Genomic DNA, 21,664 nt, shown 5'->3' on the forward strand with positions numbered 1-21,664 from the left:
GAAGTTGAAGAATCGAAAGAGGAAGTAAAAGAACCAACAAAAGAAGTTGAAGAATCGAAAGAGGAAGTAAAAGAACCAACAAAAGAAGTTGAAGAATCGAAAGAGGAAGTAAAAGAACCGACAAAAGAAGTTGAAGAATCGAAAGAGGAAGTAAAAGAACCGACAAAAGAAGTTGAAGAATCGAAAGAAGAAGTAAAAGAACCAACAAAAGAAGTTGAAGAATCGAAAGAGGAAGTAAAAGAACCGACAAAAGAAGTTGAAGAATCGAAAGAAGAAGTAAAAGAACCAGTAAAAGAAGTTGAAGGATCAAAAGAAGAAATAAAAGAACCAGCAAAAGAAGTTGAAGGTCCGAAAGAAGAAGTGAAAGAGCCAACAAAAGAAGTTGAAGGTCCGAAAGAAGAGGTGAAAGAGCCAGGAAAAGAAATTGAAGGTTCAAAAGACGCAGGAAATAAATCGGCTATTAATAAACAAGAAGAAAGTAAGAAATCACTAGGAGCAACAGGTGGACAAGAGAATACACCAACATTACTTTCAGGTGTAGCATTAGTTCTTTCAGCACTGAGTATGTTTGTATTTAGAAAGAGACTATTTAAGAAATAAAAACGTTTTATCTTATTATAACGAAAAATAGTTATATAATTTTTTGAGAAGACATTATTATGGCGATTTCATTTTGAAATATGCTTATGATAATGTCTTTTTTTTTGAAGGATATAAATGGAAAAAGTGTAAATGTATTAGAGAAGGAGGAGAGGTTATGTATGTTAGTACTATTTTAAAGGTTGAAGAGATTGCGTCATTTATTGCAACTGTAAATAAAGACGCTACTCATCATGTTGGTTATTGTGGAGACGAGAAAGAGGAGTTGTTACAGACAATTATCCATGATTTTTCGGATATAGGATGGGAACAATCTTTTGTTGCTACTTATGAGAATAATAATTTAATAGGTGTATTAGGATTTGATGTGGATGAAGTAAAAAAGTGTGCAGAAATTTGGGGACCGTTTATTCTTTCAGCAAATTGGGAAGAAGTTGCTTTACATATGTGGGAAGAGCTTATAGAAAAGATGCCTTTTTATATTGAAAAGTTTTATGGTTTTTATCATGTGGAAAATAATAATTGTGCCCGCTTAATGAAGGATTTACATGCAAAAGAACAAGATCGACATAGTATTTTTAGTTTAAGCCATAATACTGTGGAAGAACGTAGTATATGTAATGTAGAAGAAGCTTTACCAAAAGTATTTGAGAAGTTTATCTCTTTACACAATAATGTTTTTCCTAATACGTATTATGAAGGAAATGAAATTATCGAACGTTTAAGTGATACGAATAAATTATTTGTAAGTATGAAGAATGATAAGTTAGAAGGTTACGTATATGTTGAAGTAAATGCGGAGTTTCAAGAAGCGAATATCGAATTTATTGCAACTGCTGAAAATAGTAGAAGAAAAGGTGTCGGAGAGCGCTTATTACAATCGGCAATTCAGTATATTTTCTCCTTCCAAGGGATGAGAGAGATAGAACTATGTTTGAATACGAATAATGATCGTGCGATGAAATTGTACAAGAAAGTAGGTTTTGAGGAGAAAGCATGTTTACAACACTATATAATAGAGTAAAAACCCATTCGTATGAAGATTATAATTCATACGAATGGGTTTTATTTAATTTACTTTGCCGCCCTCAGTAATAATGGATTCGGGTGCTAATCTTTACATAACTTTTTTTATTTTTTTCGGAACTTCTTTCGTTTGCGAATTAACATCTTCTTTTCGCAGCTCTTTAAAGAGCGAAGTAACCATAAGAACGACTACGATAGAAAATGGTAGTGCTGCGATTATAGCTGCAATTTGTAGTGCATTTAATCCTCCAGCTTGTAATAAAAGAGCTGCAATGATCGCGATTGTTAATCCCCATATAAGTTTTAAACTATTTTTCGGTGATAAGCTTCCGTTACTCGTTTGCATTGAAACAACAAACGTTGCCGAGTCGGCAGAAGTAACGAAAAATGTGGCTACTAAAATTAACCCGATAACCGTTAAAAATGTAGAGAATGGTAGGTGTGAAATAACAGCAAATAATCCAATCTCTGTACCGTTTTTTGCGATTTCATCAGCTATTCCAAGCGATTGGAACATTTCCATATGGATAGCGGTACCGCCAAATACTGCAAACCAAAATGTACAGATAAGAGTTGGGACTAATACAACTCCAATAATAAATTCTTTTATTGTGCGCCCTTTAGAAATACGAGCGATGAATGTACCGACGAATGGAGACCAAGAGATCCACCATCCCCAATAGAAAATAGTCCAGTTTTCAATCCAAGAAGAAGATTTTTCATTAAATGCTCCTAAATTTAATCCCATACTAGGTAAAGATCCGATATAAGAACCGAGTGTAGATGTGAAATATTTCATAATAAATACAGTTGGTCCTAAAAGTAAAAAGGAGATGAGTAATATACCTGCAAGAGAGAAATTCAAGTTACTCAAATATTTAATCCCACGATCTAAGCCCGTTTGTGCGCTTGTTAAATATAAAACAGCGAAGATGGCGATAAGTACGAGCTGTGTAAGTAAAGTGTTATGAATAGAAGGGAATAAATAGCTTAATCCTCCGGCGATTTGTTGAGCACCAATCCCAACAGATGGCACAATACCGAATACTGTGGCTAAAACAGCTAAAATATCGACTGTTTTTCCGATAGGAGAATTTTTCGATCGATTAAATAATGGAGTAACTGTAGCCCCAATTGTGCTACCTTTTTGTTTGCGGAATGTGAAATATGCAATTGTTAAAGCAACCATTGCGTATAGTGACCATGGAAAGAGACCCCAGTGGAAAAATGAATATTGCATAGCGAGCTTGGCGCTTTCCTCTGTACCTGCTTTTCCTGTTAATGGATCTGTAAAATGTGAAATTGGTTCAGCGATTCCATAAAAGAGGAGTCCAATTCCCATTCCTGCTCCAAACAACATAGATAGCCAAGATGGATAACTATACTTTGGTTTTTCTTCATCTTTACCAAGACGAATAGAACCGTACTTAGAAAATGCTAAATAAGTGGCTAAAATAATCATTGCGGTCATAAGTAGAGAGTAAAACCATCCAAATTTATTGAGGATAAATGAATTTAAGGAAGATGTAACACTTTGTAAATCATAGCCTTGTATCCAACTTGCCGGGGTAATTCCCCATATGATGAATAATGTTGTTAGCAAGATGGAGATATAAAATACACTGTTCTCTTTTTTTATCATAGAATCCCACCCTTGTTTAATAAAGTTAACAATTATATTAATCATAACAATTAAAAGTTTAATTGTCAAAATATTCCCTTTTTAATGCATGAAAAAGGACTGTTTAATCGCTATAGATTCATACCTATTGGAGGTTAGATAAAGGAGAGGTTGTTCACGATATGTACAAAATGTAAGAAGAAATAATATGAAATATTGCATTTAATATTTTTATATCTAGATTTTATGTTAAATTCTTGGATGGAATATTTAAATAGGGGGCAAGGATATGAACAAGAAATCAAAAATTAATAAAATAATGCTTAGCATTAGTACAATGGCTCTATCACTGGGGGCAATTCAAACTCATGTATCAGCAGAAGAAAAGGTGCCATATAATGTATTGCATTCGAAACCGGTTGGAATTGAAAAGCCAGTAGATGAGATTGGGCACGTTTCTAAAGCAGAGGAGACATTATCGTTTAAAGAACGGTTACAAGTAGGAGACTTCTCGCAGCGACCAGCATCTATTATGAAGAGCTCAGAAGTAAAGCAAATGAAAGAAAGCTATTCAATGGCTGATTTAAATAAAATGAATGATCAAGAATTAGTTGAAACACTAGGAAGTATTAAGTGGAATCAAATTACAGACTTATTCCAGTTCAATGAAGATGCAAAGGCTTTTTATAAAGATAAAGGAAAAATGCAAGTAGTTATAGATGAATTAGCTCATCGAGGTAGTACATTTACGAAAGATGATTCAAAAGGAATTCAAACGTTTACGGAAGTGTTACGTTCAGCTTTTTATCTTGCATTTTACAATAATGAATTAAGTGATTTAAATGAGAGAAGCTTCCAGGATAAATGTTTACCAGCTTTAAAAGCAATCGCAGCAAATCCAAACTTTAAGCTCGGTACATATGAGCAAGATTCAGTCGTATCGGCATACGGTAAATTAATCAGTAATGCTTCAAGTGATGTAGAAACGGTTCAATACGCAGCTAATATTTTAAAACAATACAATGATAATCTTCGTACGTATGTAGACGATCGTATGAAAGGACAAGCTGTATACGATCTTATGCAAGGTATTGATTATGATATGCAATCTTATTTATTTGAAACTCGTAAAGAGGCAAAAGATACAATGTGGTATGGGAAAGTAGATCGGTTTATTAATGAAATAAATCGTATCGCTCTTTTAAATGAAGTAACACCGGAAAATAAGTGGCTCGTTAATAATGGAATTTATTTCGCTAGTCGTTTAGGGAAGTTTCATAGTAATCCAAATAAAGGATTAGAGGTTGTTACACAAGCAATGCATATGTACCCGCGTTTAAGTGAGCCGTATTTTGTTGCAGTAGAACAAATTACAACAAATTATAACGGGAAAGATTATAGCGGGAATACAGTAGATTTAGAGAAAATACGTAAAGAAGGAAAAGAACAGTACTTACCAAAAACGTACACATTCGACGATGGATCTATTGTGTTTAAAACAGGGGATAAAGTATCAGAAGAAAAAATTAAGAGACTATACTGGGCTGCGAAGGAAGTAAAAGCGCAGTATCATCGTGTAATTGGGAATGACAAAGCATTAGAGCCAGGTAATGCGGACGACGTATTGACGATAGTAATCTATAATACTCCAGACGAATATCAGTTAAACAGACAATTGTATGGGTATGAAACAAACAACGGTGGAATTTATATTGAAGAAACAGGAACATTCTTTACATATGAGCGTACGCCAGAACAAAGTATTTATAGTTTAGAAGAGCTGTTCCGTCATGAGTTTACTCATTATCTTCAAGGGAGATTTGAAGTGCCAGGTTTATTTGGAAGAGGAGATATGTATCAAAATGAGAGATTAACTTGGTTCCAAGAAGGAAATGCAGAATTTTTCGCAGGATCTACTCGTACAAATAATGTAGTACCGAGAAAGAGTATCATTAGTGGATTATCATCTGATCCTGCAAGCCGTTATACAGCAGAGCGCACATTATTTGCTAAATATGGTTCTTGGGATTTCTATAATTACTCGTTTGCATTGCAATCTTATTTATATACACATCAATTTGAAACGTTTGATAAAATTCAAGATTTAATTCGTGCAAATGACGTGAAAAATTATGATGCCTATCGTGAGAATTTAAGTAAAGATTCTAAACTAAATAAAGAGTATCAAGAGTATATGCAGCAGCTAATTGATAATCAAGATAAATATAGTGTGCCGGAAGTAGCAAATGATTATTTAGCTGAACATGCACCGAAATCACTAACAGCAGTAGAGAAAGAAATTAGTGATACGCTGCCTATGAAAGATGAAAAAATGACAAAACATAGCTCACAATTCTTTAATACATTTACTTTAGAAGGTACGTATACAGGTAGTGTAACAAAAGGTGAGTCAGAAGATTGGAATGCAATGAGTAAGAAAGTAAATGAAACGCTAGAACAACTGGCACAAAAAGAATGGAGTGGCTACAAAACGGTTACAGCATACTTTGTCAATTACCGTGTGAATAGCTCAAAGCAATTTGAATATGATGTAGTCTTCCACGGTATCGCAAAAGATGATAGAGAAAATAAAGCTCCAACAGTTAATATAAATGGACCTTATAATGGGCTTGTAAAAGAAGGTATTCAATTTAAAAGTGATGGCTCAAATGATGAAGATGGAAAAATCGTTTCTTATTTATGGGAATTTGGAGATGGAAGCACAAGTGCAGAAGTTAATCCAGTACATGCGTATGAAAGAGAAGGAACTTATAAGGTAGCGTTAAGAGTAAAAGATGATAAAGGTAAAGAGAGCAGAAGCGAAACAACTGTTACGATTAAAGATGGAAGTTTAACAGAATCAGAACCAAATAATCGTCCAGAGGAAGCAAATCGTATTGGGCTAAACACTACTATAAAAGGTAGCCTTATCGGCGGAGATCACACTGATGTTTATACATTTAATGTAGCATCAGCGAAAGATATCGATATTTCCGTTTTAAATAAGTATGGAATTGGGATGACATGGGTACTTCACCATGAATCAGATATGCAAAATTATGCAGCTTACGGTCAAGCGAACGGAAATCATATAGAAGCAAAATTTGGTGCAAAACCAGGTAAGTATTATTTGTATGTATATAAATATGATAATGGCGATGGAACGTACGAATTATCAGTAAAATAAGTACTTTTCCAATGTATGTTTAACTTTACTTTTTGTGGAAAATAGTATATTATATAGATATATAATATATCGGTTATTTTCTAGGAGGAGCCTGTCACAATAGGTTTCTCCTGTTCTTTTTTAGAGGCCTGTCTTACAGGCTATTCTTTAAAAAGTAAATAACTGAAAATTAAGAACAATAATCTTTGAAAGAGGTGGGGCATACACATAACAAAAAAGGATTGTTTAAGAGAGGGGGATAAGAAATGGATTTGTTTGGTTATCCACTTGAAACAATTTATTTATACGGATTTATTATTGCTACTATACTCACTGTTATTTATATCTTTTTTGGAGATATATTTGAATCCATATTTAGTTTTGGAGGCGGATCTGTATCCGTTGTTACTTTATTACTTAGTTTTTTCGCCATGTTATGTGGACTTAGTTATATAGGAGAATATTTATTTTCCTTTAATAGTATTCTTATTTTCGGGGCTGCATTTGCTATATCCTTTATTGGTGTTTTCATAATGAAAATATTAATTTTAAAGCCGATTGCAGAAGCAGAACAAAACACTGTGCAGCGTATGGATGAATTCATTGGCTGTAAGGGAGAGGTCATTACGACTATTCCTACAGAAGGGTTTGGTGAAGTATTAATTTCCTCCCAATTTGGAAACAATGCAATCCTAGCTAAAACAGTTGGGAAGAAAGATATTTCACAAGGAACTGAAGTTATTATCGAGGGAGTCCAAGATGGTGTTTTGCTTGTACAGAACATCGCTTATTCTTTAAAGAAACCAAAATTATAAGGGGGAATTTACATGACGATTCCATTAATTATCGGTGGAGTATTACTCGCAATTTTAATTCTACTCATTTTAGTATTCATTACAAAATATCGAACAGTTGGACCAGATGAAGCATTAATTGTTACTGGAAACTGGCTTGGTGGCGGGAAAAATGTAGTTACCACTGATGATGGAAAGAAGATTAAGATTATTCGTGGAGGCGGTACTTTCGTAGTTCCGATTATGCAAAGAGCAGAGCCTTTAAGTCTATTAAACTACAAATTAGAAGTGGGAACACGTGATACGTATACGAAACAAGGTGTACCGATTACAGTAAACGGTGTTTCTATTATTAAAGTAGGATCTACCATTGAAGAGGTTTCTACAGCTGCTGAACAATATTTAGGAAAAGAAACAGAAGAGTTAAAAATAGAAGCAAAAGAGGTTTTAGAAGGGCATCTACGTGCTATCTTATCTTCTATGACAGTAGAAGATGCGTATAGTAATAGAGAGCAATTTGCTCAAAAGGTACATGAAGTAGCTTCTACAGATTTAAAGAAGATGGGACTTCGCATCGTTTCCTTTACAATTAAAGAAATCATGGATAAGAACGGTTACTTAGATGCACTTGGTCAGCCACAAATTGCAATGGTTAAGCGTGATGCAACAGTTGCAAATGCAGAGCGTGAAAAAGAGGCGCGAATTGAAAAAGCTCGTGCTGAGAAAGAAGCGAAAGAAGCTGAGTATCAACGTGATGCACAAATCGCTGAAGCTGAAAAACATAAAGAGTTAAAAGTACAATCTTATAAGAGAGACCAAGAACAAGCTCGCGCAGATGCAGATCTTTCCTATGAATTACAACAAGCAAAAGCGCAACAAGGTGTTACAGAAGAGCAAATGCGAGTTAAAATTATTGAGCGTGAAAAGCAAATTGAATTAGAAGAAAAAGAGATTGCGCGTCGTGAAAAGCAATATGATGCAGAAGTAAAGAAAAAGGCAGATGCGGATCGCTATGCTGTTGAACAATCAGCAGAAGCGGAAAAAGTAAAACAAATGAAAAAAGCAGATGCGGATCAATATAAGATTGAAGCTGAAGCGAGAGCTCGTGCAGAAGAAGTACGTGTAGAAGGTTTAGCGAAAGCGGAAATCGAAAAAGCGCAAGGTCAAGCAAAAGCAGAAGTACAAAAAGCACAAGGTACAGCGGAAGCAGATGTTATTAGGTTAAAAGGTTTAGCAGAAGCAGAAGCGAAACAAAAAATTGCAGAGGCATTTGAGTTATATGGCCAAGCGGCAATTATGGATATGGTTCTTAACATGCTTCCAAGTTATGCGAAGGAAGTTGCAAGCCCACTTAGCAACATTGATAAAATTACAGTTGTCGATACAGGCGGCGGTGGTAAAAATAGCGGCGCCGGAAAAGTTGCAGGTTATGCGACTGATTTAATGGCAACGATGCAAGAAACATTAAAAGCTTCTTCTGGCATTGACTTAAAAGAGTTATTAGAAGGATTTGCTGGAAAAGGAGCAGTACAACAATTATCAAACGATAAACCTGTTGTATCTGTAGTAGAAGATGAGAAAAAAGAAGTAGCAAAAGATAAAGAATAGCAAAGTGAGGAACCTCTAGTAAGTGAGATACTAGAGGTTCTTCTGTGAATTATAATATTTAAAACAATATACATTTTTATATATTGTTTTAATTATATAAATTATATAGAATGAAAAAGGTATGTATCAACTCTTCAATAGAGAAAGATATAGAGAGTCACATTGATACATTTTAATTGTAAGATTTATATAAAGAAATTAAATGTAAGGCAATTACATTTAAAACGATATGGAGGGGTAGAAACATGTTTCAAGGAAAATTAAGGAGTAGTAGCTTAAAAGCAAAGTTACTTGTATCATTTGTTATCATTTTAATTCTTCCAAGTATTGTAATTGGTTGGACGTCTTATCAACAAGCGAAGACAAATTTTAATGAAACGATTTCACAATCGGCGAAAGACAATATAAAAATTTTGGATAATGTAATTAATAAAGAATTGGATAGTAAAAAAGTAGATGCAGTTTATTTTACGAAGTTATTTACACAATCGAGTTACCAAGCGGATCAAATACAAAATATCCAAAATAAACTAGAAGAATATAATAAGTTACATCCAGAACTGGAAGCCATCTATACTGGAACCAGCAATGGGCAGTTTATTCAATCACCGTCTATTCAAATGCCAGAAGGATATAATCCTACAGAAAGAGATTGGTATAAAGAGGCAGCGAAAAAAAGTGGAGAAGTAATTATTACAGCTCCATATAAATCAAAAACGACAGGAAATATTGTTATTACAATAGCAAAACAAAATGATGATAAGAGCGGTGTTCTCGGTATTGATTTAATTATTAATGATATCGTAAACACTTCGAAGATGGTTAATATCGGTAAAAGTGGATATGTAGCAATTTTTGATCAAGATAAAAATGTAGTAGCGCATCCAACGATGAAGCCAGGGGATAAGGTAGAAGAGAAGCTTGAAAAAAAGTTGTATAAACAAGAAATAGGTGATTTTAATTTCACATTAGATGGTGAAGAGCGCCATATCACTTTTAAAACAAATAAAATAACTGGATGGAAAATAGCAGGAATTATGCCTTCAAAAGAAATTATTGAAGCAGCTGAACCTATTTTCTATAAAACGATAACTGTTATTGGCATTTCATTAATAATTGGTGGGATTTTAATTTACTTCATCATTGCTTCTATTATTAATCCGTTAAAACAACTTGTTATATCATCGAAAAAAATTAGTGAAGGCGATTTAACAGAATCCATTACAGTTCATTCTAGGGATGAAATTGGACAGCTAGGAGAAAGTTTTAACGAGATGGCAGCATCATTACAGAAGGTTATTTCCAACATAAATACTTCAGCAAGTCATGTAGCGGCATCTTCAGAAGAATTAACAGCTAGTATGAAGCAGACGAGTGAAGCGACGGAACAAATTACACAAGCGATAGAGCAAGTGTCGAGTGGAGCGGAAATACAAACGAAAGAAGTTGAAGAAGGCGCAACGTTATTAGAAGAAGTTACAGAAGGAATTCAGCGTGTTGCAGATAGTTCTTCATTAGTATCCACAGCATCTATGTATACGAAGAAAAAGGCTGAAGATGGTGGGAAGTTAGTTGCACAAACTGTGAATCAAATGCAATTAATCCATGAGTCTGTTTCACAATCAGATAAAGTTATTGTGTTGTTAGATGATAAATCGAAACAAATTGGAGCGATTCTTGAGGTGATTCAACATATTGCAGAGCAGACAAATTTACTAGCATTAAATGCTGCAATTGAGGCTGCGAGAGCTGGAGAGCAAGGAAGAGGATTTGCAATTGTAGCAGATGAAGTGCGAAAGTTAGCAGAACAATCAGGACAGTCTTCTACGGAAATTGGAAAACTAGTAAAAGAGATACAATTTGACATAAAAGAGACAGTAAGCTCTATGAAGCAAGTTGGAACAGAAGTACAATCAGGACTTGTAGTTGCAAATGAAACGAAGCAAAGCTTTGCTGAAATATTGAAGTCTACAGATGATACAGTTGTACAAATTGATAGTATGGTAGAAGTAGCGAAACAAATGACAGTAGATGCAAAACAAGTTAGTGCATCTATTAATGAAATTGCAGCTACGATTGAAGAAAATGCAGCAAGCGTTCAAAATATTGCTGGTTCTTCAGAAGAACAATTAGCTTCAGTAGATGAAATCAATGCAGCAGCAGTTCATTTATCGCAAATGGCAGAAGAATTACAAGAGATGATTGGAAAATTTAAAGTGTAATAAAAAATGTTAAGAAACGAGGTATTAATTGTACTTCGTTTCTTTTTTTATGAAGATAAAAATAAAGAAATATAGAGTAATCGTGTTATGATTAGGTGTAATTATAAAAGACTGTAAATTCTTTAAATTCCATCTTTAATTATGTTAGGGGAATGGTTTTGAAATTTAAAAAGTTAAAACTACAACCGAGAATTACATTAACAATTAGTACACTTATTCTAGTCGTACTTCTACTAACAAGTTATTTATTTTATTACATATTGTCTGAAACGGTGGAAGAGCAAATTGGTAAACGGGCTTTGCATGTTGCGAAAACAGTTGCTGCTATACCTGAAATAACGGAAGCCTTTCAAAAAGAAAATCCAGCTTCTATTATTCAGCCAATTGCAGAAAAAATTCGAATTGATACAGATGCTGATTTTATTGTAGTTGGAAACAAAGAGGGGATTCGATATGCACATCCTAAGCGAGATAAAATAGGAGAAGAAATGGTTGGTGGAGATAACGAAGGGGTTCTATTAGAAGGGAAATCGTATGTTTCGAGAGCAACTGGATCATTAGGCCCTTCATTACGTGGAAAAGTTCCAATCCGTAATCAGGAAAATGAAATTATTGGCGTGGTGTCTGTTGGATTTTCAATGGATGATATTCATGGAGCCGTAGAAGTGTATGGAAAGCGCGTATTTTGGATTACAATAATTGGTCTTTTAATTGGAATAATTGGCTCTATATATTTAGCGGGAAGTATAAAAAGAATGATGTTTGGGATGGAGCCAGAAGAAATTTCATCTTTATACGAAGAGCATAGTACAGTGATTCAATCTGTACGTGAAGGGATTATTGTTATTGATCAAAATGGCATGATTAGTTTAGTCAATCAAGCGGCTTATGATATTCTTTCGCTAGATAAACAACGAAATATTATTGGAGAATTTATTTTAAATGTAATTCCTAATTCAACAATACTAGATGTATTTCAAACTGGTGAAGAACAGTTTGATCGTCAATTAAATATAAAAGGGCAGGCTGTGATTGCGAACCGTCTACCTATTAAAGTAAAGAATAAAGTAACTGGCGTTGTATCGAGCTTACGTTTGAAATCTGAAATGGATCAATTAACAGCAGAATTATCTCAGACGAAGCAATATACAGAGGCATTACGAGCGCAAACACATGAATATAACAATTTATTGTATACGCTTTCAGGTCTTATTCAGTTGGAATCATATGAGGATGCTTTAGAGCTTATTCATAAGGAAACAGCGGTATATCAAGATTTTGTTCAATTTATTATGAAGCGAATTCAAAATCCGTGGTTAGGTGGGATTTTAATTGGATTCTATAATAGAGCGCGAGAGTTAAAGATTGATTTCATGCTAGATCGAGAAAGTAGCTTAGATAAATTAAGTCCGCACATTGAGAGTAATTATGTCGTTTCTATTTTAGGAAATTTAATTACGAATGCATTTGAAGCAATTGAAAGAAATGAAGAGAATGATAAGAAGGTAAGAATGTTTGTAACTGATATTGGAGAAGAAATAGTAATTGAAGTGGAAGATTCAGGACAAGGGATTCATGATGAAGTCATTACTAGTATATTCTATAAAGGCTTCTCGACGAAAGAAGGCGGGAAGCGAGGTTATGGATTAGCAAAAGTGAAAGAGCTAGTAGAAGATTTAAATGGAAGTATTGCAATCGAAAAAGGGGATTTAGGTGGTGCATTATTTATTATCGCATTACCAAAAGAGAGAGGCGAATTGTAATGGGTGAGGAGATTGAAGTATTGATTGTAGAAGATGATATTCGAATTGCGGACATTCATCGTCGTTTTACTGAAAAGGTTGGGGGCTTTAAAGTAATTGGAACAGCAACGACTGGAGAACAAGCGAAAGAATGGCTAGATCTTGTGAAGCCGCAGCTCGTTTTATTAGATGTGTATTTACCTGATATGCAAGGAACGGAACTTGTCACATATATTAGGCATAATTTACATGATACAGATATTATTATGATTACAGCTGCATCGGAAACAGATGTAGTGAGGCACGCTTTACGAGGCGGAGTAACAGATTATATCGTAAAGCCACTTATGTTTGATCGATTTAAGGCGAGTTTGGAAAGTTATCAAAAAAAGATTGTGCAGTTGAAGAAAAATAATCAATTATCTACAGAACAAATAGAACATTTATGGTCTCAAAGAGGCGTAAAAGGAACTGAAATAGAATATGCGCCGAAAGGGATCGATCCTTTAACTTTAGCAAAAATAAAAAAGCATATGTTAATAGTGAATGAAGAAGGAATTACAGCAGAAGTGTTAAGTACAATGGTAGGAGTAAGCAGGTCAACAGCGAGGCGTTATTTAGAGTATTTAATATCTGGAAAGAGAGTTTATGCGGAGCTTACATATGGGAGTGTAGGGAGACCGGAGAGACGGTATTTTCTTGTTTCTTCATAATAGAAAAAGAGTAGAGGATATATGTCCTCTACTCTTTTTTATCTTATATTGGAATAATCCCAATTACAATTCCAGTAATCAACATCACCATTGTTGTTCCAACTGCCCATAATAAAGTGAAGCGTTGATGTTCACCAAAATCAACTTTGGCCATTCCGACTAATAAATAAGTGGATGCGACAAGAGGGCTTAATAAGTGAACAGGTTGACCAAGTAAAGAAGCACGTCCCATTTCGGCTGCACTAATTCCGTAAGCAGCGGCAGCTTTCGTTAAAATAGGTAATACGCCGAAGTAAAATGCATCATTAGACATGAAAAATGTGAACGGCATACTAAGAAGAGCTGTAATAATTGGTAGTTGTGGTCCAAGAGCGTCTGGTATAAGAGTGACTACACTTTGAGCCATTGCATCTACCATTTTTGTTCCTGATAAAATACCAGTGAAAATTCCAGCGGCAAATACGAGAGAAACAACCGCTAATACGTTTCCTGCGTGAGAAGCAATACGTTCTTTCTGTTGTTCTAAGTTCGGATAGTTAAGCATAACAGCAATCGCGAAAGCAATTGTAAATAAAACAGGTAACGGCATAACTTCTAGTATAAGGAAAACAAGTAAGGTAACAGTTAATAAAAAGTTAATCCATAGAAGCTTAGGGCGTTTATGAACGGCAGCTTCTACTGTGGCAGCTTGCTCATCCATCGTTTGCATTTGTTTTAAATATTGTACATCCATAATGCCTAAACGTTTTCTTTCTTTTTTGCCAAGATAGTAAGCAACGAAAACGACCCAAATTGCACCAGCGATCATTCCTGGTATAAGTGGTGTAAAGAGTTCTGATGCGTCTAGTCCAAGAGCACTCATAACCCGAGCTGTCGGTCCGCCCCACGGTGTAAGATTTGTTACTCCTGCCCCTAACATAACAACCCCAGCTAATATAAGTGGATTCATTCCAAGGCGTTTATATAGTGGGTACATTGCAGAAACAGTAATCATATACGTTGTTGTTCCATCCCCATCTAATGAAACGATAATAGTAAGAATTGCTGTACCAACAACAATTTTTAAAGGATCTCCTTTTACAAATTTTAAAATCCTACTAATGACAGGATCGAATAAACCACTATCAATCATAATTCCAAAATACAAAATAGCAAACATAAGCATAATACCAGTAGGCGCTAGTTTTTGAATCCCTTCTAACATCATAGGTCCCATATTTGCATAAAAACCGCCAATTAATGCGAAAGTAATTGGAATTAATATTAATGCTACTAGTGCCGACATACGTTTCGTCATAATTAAAAACATAAAGACAAATACCATCGCAAATCCAAGTAGTGCTAACATGTAATCTCCCCCTCCAAAATGATTGCGCTTTCAAAATGTAATGAAAATTCAGAAAAAACGTTTTTTGTTTATCATAAAATCAATCATTCAAATGGTAAATAATTTGAAAAATAACATCATTAGAAGCATAATTTTTATTTTGGTCATTTTGTTCACGGGAGTTAATTTGAATTTTTAAAAAGTAAGCTGCTCTCCGTAAGAATGGTAGAATAAGATGAAAATATTGAAGTGTGAAATAGGGAGTAGATTTTATATGAAAACGAGAATGGAAGAGATTTATAGTTCTTATGAAGGAAAAGTAGAAGAGATTTTTGTTAAAGAATCTTCTTACGTATATGAGTGGGAAAAATTAATGATGATCCGAAAAAATAACGGTGAACTTGAAAAAGTTGCGATCGGTATCAGTGGAAATATAAGGTTAGTAAATGTAGTTGTTGGACAGCAAATTAATACAGATACATTATTAGTTAAGTTAGAAGATGATTTATTAATTACAGGTTGTGAATGATGAGAGATGTGTAGATATGACTACACATCTTTTTTGTTCCATATATTACAAAAAGAACATTGTTTTTTCACAAATCTCACACAAGTTTTTGATATTCTCCTAGTGGAAGATACGGTTAGGGAGGAAATGAAATGAGAACAAAGTATGTGATGTTTGTTATATGCTTATTTTTTGTCTTTACAATAGTAGGATGTGGTAAGAAACAAGTAGAGGCTGTGGCAATTGATGAGAAACATGATAAATGTGATATTTGCCAAATTGGGGTAATGGATAATCAATTTGCAACAGAAGTTATTTTAGAAAATGGAAAAGCGTTAAAGTTTGATGATATCGGTTGTATGTATAAATGGATGGAGATTAATCCAGGTGAAAAGACGAAAGAAAAATTTGTTCGCGATTATGATTTGAAAGAATGGATTCCATTAGAAGATGCGACTTACGTATATGATAAAACAATAACGACACCGATGGCTTATAATGTCATTTCATTTGAAAATAAAAAGGATGCAGAGAATTTTGTGTCTAACTATAAAGGGAAAGTTCTTTCATATAAAGAGCTAGCAGAGCATAAATGGGAAATGAATAAAGAGATGATGGGGAAACCGAAAACGGGAAATCACGGTGGGCATCATTAATACTAAAAAAAGACAACTATATAGTTGTCTTTTTTTAGTATTACTCAAGTGCAAATATAGAAAAGGTGTAAAATTTTTAGAAGAACGGTTACAATGGAATATAGTAACCTAAAGCAATCATGTATGTACTTTGTAGAAATGTATACAAATGCGGTAAAATCGTGCTAAACTAATTGCTGCGCTAATATAGGTTGAGAAACTTAGGTATAAGTTTGGATAATCCGATTAAAGAAGGAATATAAAGGGCTTATGGATAAATGTACTCAAGAAGAGTTATTGTATGTGATGGAGGAATGGTTAAGAAAACATTATCTTTCATAGGAGCTGTAGTTGTGAGAAAACAAAAAATTTTATTATGTATGTTATTAGGACTTTTAATGACGGTAGTGGCTTGCGATAAGCAAGAGGAGCCAGAATCGAAACCGGTTCATGTGAAAAACGAAAAGAAAAAAGAAAAGCATAAAGAACAGGAAGAACCTAAAGAAGAAAAAAGTATAAATTTAATGGACAAACAGTTGCTACTTTCTGCGACGCTTGGAGACACAGAAACAGCTATGAAGCTGATTCAAGATGGAGCCAATATAAACGTAGAAGGTGACAACGGAGAAACGCCTATCCTTGCAGCAACGTATCAAAATCATGTAGAGACAGTTAAAGCATTAATTGGTGCGGGGGCTAATATTGAAAGTAAAGATGAGAAACAAAGTAATCCATTTCTTTATGCCAGTAGAGAAGGTTATACAGACATTGTAAAGCTATTAATTAATGCAGGGGTTAATACGAAAGAAATTACTAAATCGGGTGGAACAGCACTCATTTCTGCATCTGAACGTGGCCACGTAGAGGTCGTAAAAGAGTTATTAGAGCATACGGATATTGATGTGAATTATAGAAATGATCGTGGTGGAACAGCTTTAGTAGAAGCAATCGTATTAGGAAATGGTAGTGAAAGCCATAAGAAAGTAATTCAAATGCTTATTGACCACGGGGCAGATGTAAATATGGCCAATAAGGAAAATATTACGCCACTGCAATATGCTGAAAAAAGAGGTTTTAAAGATATTGCAAATATGTTGAGGGTAGCTGGAGCGAATGAAGTCGTACAGCCACAACCACAACCGGTGGAATAATAAGTATGAAATAATCCCATTTAGATAGACAGGATGAAGAAGTCATTTCGTATGATGGATTCAGTAATGTGTATTTGAATGGGATTTTTATTTTGGGCATGAAAAATAGATTATGAATGGTATATGGAGTAACTAAGGAGGATATAAATGAGGCTCTCAGAACTTGATTTAATAGCAACTCAGGTAGAGGTTTTATTTGTTCATAATCAAGTAGGAAAAATGAAATATGTAAATGAACAAGGAAATCCAAAAGCACCACGCTTTTTTCTTGGCGGAACTCGTGAAGGTAGTATAACGAGATATCATTGTGATCTGGATGATGAAACGGTAGGGCAGATTGAGAAATTAATTCGAGAACCTTCAAATCATATAGAATTAGCTAAGATCATTGATGTATTAAATGAAGAAAGAACAGTAAAAAATATTTGGATGGGCCCTGCTTTCATGTTCTCTAATAATTTACATAAGCCAACTAGAACAATACAGATAACAGAGAAGAATAAAGAGCTTTTGCGAGAAAATTTTCCTAATCTAATAGAACAGATGGAGTGGAGGCAACCTTACTTTGCAATTGTAAAAAATGAAACGGTAGTTTCTATATGTTGCAGTGCTAGGAGTACGCCTGTAGCTGCTGAGGCGAGTGTGGAAACTTTAGCGGAGTTTCAAGGGAATGGATATGGTGCTGATGTTGTTACAGCCTGGGCGATATCAATACAAGAAGAAAAACGCATTCCACTTTATAGTACTTCTTGGGATAATTATGCTTCACAAGCAGTTGCGAGAAAACTAAAACTGATTAACTATGGAATGAATTTGCATATCACTTAAATTTTAAAAATAGTTGTTTGCTGCTGGGATTCATTCGTATATTTAGATTATTGTTAAAAAAATATGGTGAATATTAACATTCGATTAACACCTAATTAACAATCTATCAAAACTGACTTAATAAATGCGTAATATAGTAAAGGTAACAGAATAACTAGGGTAGAGAACATTTGAGAACACCCGCTTACATATAACGTGCCACTTTCTTAGGTGTGCTCTATTTCCTAGAGTTCAAATAAGGAGAAAGGTGTTCTATGTAAGTAGGTGTTTTTAGTTTGGATAAAAATAGAAAAGCTAGGTGGAACGAATGTTTAAAGAGCCTTATATTGCAATGATAAAAGATTGGAAAGGGTACAAAACATACAAAAAATTACCGAAAACAGTTTTTCTTATGACTGGTTCAATGCTGGAGTTACCAGAGCGTGTATATGAATTACAGAAGCATGGACATGATGTATTTCTTCATTGTGATTTTATACAAGGTTTAAATACAAATACAGAGGAAGCTCTTTTGTATATTCAAGATGTTATCGGGGCGCAAGGTATTATTTCGACAAAAGGTTCGACAATTCGGAATGCTAATAAAGTTGGATTAAAAACGATTCAACGCATCTTTATTGTTGATACTTTATCTCTTACAAAATCAATTGAGAATTGTAAAACGACTAAACCGAATGCGGTAGAGATTATGCCTGGTATTATGCCTTCCATTATTAAGCAGTTAGCAGAGGAAATAGAATTTCCTATTATTGCAGGCGGACTGATTCAAACACGAGAAGATGCGGAAATTGCTATTCGTGCAGGAGCAAGTGCGATTTCAACGAGTCATTATGAAGTATGGATACAAGAAGAAAAAAGGAGTGCAACCTTGTGATTGAATTGAACAATGTTTCAAAGGTGTATAAAAATGCGGAAGAGACAGCGGTTAAAGGTGTATCGGTTCACATTAAAAAGGGCGAGTTTTTTGTTTTAGTTGGACCTTCAGGATGTGGGAAAAGTACACTATTACGAATGATTGCTGGTTTAGAAGAGATTTCTTCGGGAGATTTAATTATTAATGAACATGTTGCAAATGATTTAGAGCCGAAAGACCGTAATCTATCAATGGTATTTCAAAATTATGCACTATATCCACACTTATCTGTAGAAGAAAACATTGTATTCGGACTTAAGGTAAGAAAAGTACAAAAAGAAGAGCGACAAAAGCGATTAATGGAAGCAATTGAAATGGTAGGACTGAAAGAGTATGTGAAAATGAAGCCAGGACAGTTATCAGGGGGACAAAGACAGCGTGTTGCACTTGCTAGGGCGATCGTTAGTCAAGCGCCGATCTGTTTAATGGATGAACCACTTTCAAATTTAGATGCGAAATTACGTGCGCAAATGAGGATTGAAATTAGAGAAATTCAGCAACGTCTAGGAATTACAATGATTTATGTTACTCACGATCAAATAGAAGCGATGACTATGGGAGATCGTATCATGGTCTTAAATAAAGGAAGCATACAGCAAGTTGGAACACCGCTTGATATATATAATGAACCAGCGAATGAATTTGTTGCAAGCTTTATAGGGTCTCCTTCGATGAATATAAATGATGGAGAAGTGGACAAAGAAAAAGGCGTATTACATATAGGACATTTGCAAATTCCATTATCTAATGGACGATTAAAGCAACTACCAGAAGGAACAATTCGAATAGGTATGCGACCTGAACATATTGAACTGTCTGAGGGAGGGCAAGAAGTTACGCTACAATCTGTAGAAGTATTAGGGAATGAATCTATATTAAATTTCGTGGTAAATGGAACAACTTGGAGTGCGAAAGTCATTGGACAGCTACTCCTGAACAAAGGTGACAAAGTAAAATTATTATTCTCGCAAGAAAAGTTATGCTTCTTTCATCAAAATACGAATGAACGGTTAAAAGTGGTAGCTGAAGAAGAGTTGAAAGTGGTGGCGAAATAATGATTGAAGTAGGCAAGTTACCAGCCCAAGTAAAAGTGGCAAAAAAGAAGAATTTATGGAGTAGAACGAAAGATTTAAGAATAGGATTATTGTTTTTGGCACCATCTATTTTACTGTTTTCGATTTTTCTGTTTTATCCATTATTTAGGACGATTTACTATAGCTTTTATTTAACGGATATACATGGAGAAGCTAATCTTTTTGTTGGCTTAGAAAATTATCAATACTTATTTTCTGATCCTGCTTTCTACAAAAGCATAAAGTCAACTTTATTATTTGTTGTATATACAGTGCCTACGAGTATTATACTCGCTTTACTTCTTGCATTGATTGCAAATGGAAAAGTAAGAGGTATTGGGTTATTCCGTGTATTATTTTCTTCCACTATGGGAATATCAGTAGCTGCTAGTGCAGTGATTTGGCTATTTTTGTTTCATCCAAGTGTCGGGTTATTTAATAATATATTAGCCTCTATGAATCTACCTGCAATCGCATGGTTAACGAGTCCAGATTGGGCATTGTTCTCTGTATCGGTTACAACGGTTTGGGTGAATACAGGATTTGCATTTTTAGTTATATTAGGTGGTTTACAAAATATTGATACGTCTTTATATGAGAGTGCATCTATAGATGGTGCTAGCTATTTACATAAGCTTCGCCGTGTTACATTACCGATGTTATCACCTACTTTATTCTTTATCGTAACAGTAACGCTAATTAGTGCGTTCCAAAGCTTTGGACAAATTGATATTTTAACGCACGGCGGGCCAAATGATGCAACGAATTTAATTGTATATTCGATTTATAAAGAGGCATTTGTGAATCATCAATTTGGAACAGCAAGTGCACAAGCGATGGTATTATTTATTTTCATTTTCATTGCTACATTACTTCAATTCAAGTTTGCTGAGAGAAAGGTGCATTATAAATGATCGCTAAACAGTGGAAACAAAATTTTCTATTATACATGCTGCTCATTATTAGTGCAGTAATGGTGTTTTTTCCTGTACTCTATGCATTTTTAATAAGCTTTATGACACCAGATGATATTCAAATGAGAAGGTTATTTCCGACTCAATTTACTTTTGATAATTTTATTAATATTTTTCAAAAAGTACCGCTTTTTACATACCTATATAACAGTTTAATCGTATCAACAGTCGTTATGATTGGACAACTTATTGTATCAAGTTTAGCGGCTTATGCTTTCGTCTTTCTTCAGTTTAAAGGAAGAAATCTTATTTTCTTCCTGTTTATTTCAACGATGCTTATTCCGTGGGAAGCGACGATGGTACCTAACTTTTTAACGATTCAAAACTTTGGTTGGATCAATAGTTTTGCGGGGATGACAGTGCCGTTTTTTGCAACAGCTTTCGGTATTTTCTTACTACGTCAACATTTTATGACGCTTCCGAATGAACTGAAAGAAGCTGCTTTTATTGAAGGAATTGGAAATGTAAAGTTTTTATTTAGCGTCGTAATTCCATATTGTAAAACGAGTTTTATTACGCTTGGAGTATATAGCTTTTTAACCACATGGAATATGTACTTATGGCCACTCTTAGTGACCACCGATGAAAAAGTGAGAACAGTCCAAATTGGTATAAAGCAGCTTCAGTCTCAAGAAGTTGCAACTGATTGGGGAAGTGTAATGGCCGGTGTTACGGTTATTGTAATTCCAACATTGATTTTACTATTTGTAGGGCAAAAGCAATTACAACAAGGGTTAACAAAAGGTGCAATTAAATAACGAAG

18 protein-coding genes and 1 pseudogene are annotated in these 21,664 nt (G+C 34.5%); 17 read left to right on the forward strand and 2 right to left on the reverse strand.

All coding sequences use genetic code 11. The features are described from left to right. Positions 1–600: LPXTG cell wall anchor domain-containing protein (locus tag PDL00_RS22445; RefSeq protein WP_270731225.1), on the forward strand; the 600-nt coding region annotated here is incomplete at its 5' end. Between the two features lie 157 nt (positions 601–757). Further along, positions 758–1,624: a GNAT family N-acetyltransferase gene (locus PDL00_RS22450; protein WP_242257448.1), complete on the forward strand. Its 867-nt coding sequence runs from the start codon at positions 758–760 to the stop codon at positions 1,622–1,624. 93 nt (positions 1,625–1,717) lie between these two features. Here PDL00_RS22450 and opuD read toward each other — a convergent pair whose 3' ends face one another. Next, entirely contained in the window at positions 1,718–3,268 is a 1,551-nt protein-coding gene (gene opuD / locus PDL00_RS22455) for a glycine betaine transporter OpuD (RefSeq protein WP_270731226.1), read from the reverse strand. Between the two features lie 268 nt (positions 3,269–3,536). Between opuD and colA the strand changes: the two genes are divergently transcribed. The 7 genes and pseudogenes from colA (at position 3,537) to PDL00_RS22485 (ending at position 13,492) form a co-directional block, all read left to right on the forward strand. Next, on the forward strand, positions 3,537–6,434 hold the full coding sequence (colA, locus tag PDL00_RS22460) for a collagenase ColA (protein ID WP_270731227.1): 2,898 nt from the start codon (positions 3,537–3,539) through the stop codon (positions 6,432–6,434). Positions 6,435–6,679: 245 nt separating this feature from the next. Beyond that, positions 6,680–7,228, forward strand: coding sequence for an NfeD family protein (locus tag PDL00_RS22465; RefSeq protein WP_270731228.1), 549 nt, complete (start codon positions 6,680–6,682; stop codon positions 7,226–7,228). Positions 7,229–7,240: 12 nt separating this feature from the next. After that, positions 7,241–8,815: a flotillin family protein gene (locus tag PDL00_RS22470; protein WP_098237772.1), complete on the forward strand. Its 1,575-nt coding sequence runs from the start codon at positions 7,241–7,243 to the stop codon at positions 8,813–8,815. 245 nt (positions 8,816–9,060) lie between these two features. Then, positions 9,061–10,095, forward strand: a pseudogene (locus tag PDL00_RS34900) (HAMP domain-containing protein); the annotation flags it as partial. An 81-nt stretch (positions 10,096–10,176) separates the two neighbouring features. Continuing rightward, the gene (locus PDL00_RS34905; protein ID WP_396022501.1) at positions 10,177–11,037 is read left to right on the forward strand and encodes a methyl-accepting chemotaxis protein; all 861 of its coding nucleotides are present in this window, start codon (positions 10,177–10,179) and stop codon (positions 11,035–11,037) included. A gap of 152 nt (positions 11,038–11,189) precedes the next feature. After that, positions 11,190–12,800: an ATP-binding protein gene (locus PDL00_RS22480; RefSeq protein ID WP_081110163.1), complete on the forward strand. Its 1,611-nt coding sequence runs from the start codon at positions 11,190–11,192 to the stop codon at positions 12,798–12,800. Then, positions 12,800–13,492: a response regulator gene (locus tag PDL00_RS22485; protein WP_061677005.1), complete on the forward strand. Its 693-nt coding sequence runs from the start codon at positions 12,800–12,802 to the stop codon at positions 13,490–13,492. The genes PDL00_RS22480 and PDL00_RS22485 overlap by 1 nt, the downstream gene beginning before the upstream one ends. Positions 13,493–13,535: 43 nt before the next feature. Here PDL00_RS22485 and PDL00_RS22490 read toward each other — a convergent pair whose 3' ends face one another. Continuing rightward, positions 13,536–14,840, reverse strand: coding sequence for a CitMHS family transporter (locus tag PDL00_RS22490; RefSeq protein ID WP_061677004.1), 1,305 nt, complete (start codon positions 14,838–14,840; stop codon positions 13,536–13,538). A gap of 253 nt (positions 14,841–15,093) precedes the next feature. On the opposite strand from PDL00_RS22490, the gene PDL00_RS22495 reads away from it, so the two are divergent. The 8 genes from PDL00_RS22495 (at position 15,094) to PDL00_RS22530 (ending at position 21,659) form a co-directional block, all read left to right on the forward strand. Beyond that, the gene (locus PDL00_RS22495) at positions 15,094–15,348 is read left to right on the forward strand and encodes a hypothetical protein (RefSeq protein WP_000857649.1); all 255 of its coding nucleotides are present in this window, start codon (positions 15,094–15,096) and stop codon (positions 15,346–15,348) included. A 131-nt stretch (positions 15,349–15,479) separates the two neighbouring features. Continuing rightward, complete coding sequence (locus PDL00_RS22500; RefSeq protein ID WP_270731229.1) at positions 15,480–15,983, forward strand: nitrous oxide reductase accessory protein NosL; 504 nt, start codon at positions 15,480–15,482, stop codon at positions 15,981–15,983. A 257-nt stretch (positions 15,984–16,240) separates the two neighbouring features. Further along, positions 16,241–17,113, forward strand: coding sequence for an ankyrin repeat domain-containing protein (locus tag PDL00_RS22505; RefSeq protein ID WP_242257102.1), 873 nt, complete (start codon positions 16,241–16,243; stop codon positions 17,111–17,113). Between the two features lie 147 nt (positions 17,114–17,260). Beyond that, positions 17,261–17,941 (forward strand): GNAT family N-acetyltransferase, encoded by a 681-nt coding sequence (locus PDL00_RS22510; RefSeq protein ID WP_242257103.1) that lies wholly within the window; start codon positions 17,261–17,263, stop codon positions 17,939–17,941. 307 nt (positions 17,942–18,248) lie between these two features. Next, positions 18,249–18,815 carry a glycerol-3-phosphate responsive antiterminator gene (locus PDL00_RS22515; RefSeq protein ID WP_242257104.1) on the forward strand — a complete coding sequence of 189 codons (567 nt, stop codon included), beginning with the start codon at positions 18,249–18,251 and terminating at the stop codon, positions 18,813–18,815. Beyond that, positions 18,812–19,909, forward strand: a complete 1,098-nt coding sequence (locus PDL00_RS22520) for an ABC transporter ATP-binding protein (protein ID WP_270731230.1) — start codon at positions 18,812–18,814, stop codon at positions 19,907–19,909. Before PDL00_RS22515 ends, PDL00_RS22520 begins: the two co-directional genes overlap by 4 nt. After that, on the forward strand, positions 19,909–20,841 hold the full coding sequence (locus PDL00_RS22525) for a carbohydrate ABC transporter permease (protein WP_242257106.1): 933 nt from the start codon (positions 19,909–19,911) through the stop codon (positions 20,839–20,841). Before PDL00_RS22520 ends, PDL00_RS22525 begins: the two co-directional genes overlap by 1 nt. Then, on the forward strand, positions 20,838–21,659 hold the full coding sequence (locus PDL00_RS22530; protein WP_242257107.1) for a carbohydrate ABC transporter permease: 822 nt from the start codon (positions 20,838–20,840) through the stop codon (positions 21,657–21,659). The genes PDL00_RS22525 and PDL00_RS22530 overlap by 4 nt, the downstream gene beginning before the upstream one ends. The last annotated feature ends 5 nt before the right edge of the window (positions 21,660–21,664 follow it).

It is taken from the genome of Bacillus cereus group sp. TH152-1LC, from assembly GCF_027710505.1.
In the GTDB taxonomy this organism is placed as follows: Bacteria; Bacillota; Bacilli; order Bacillales; family Bacillaceae_G; genus Bacillus_A; species Bacillus_A mobilis.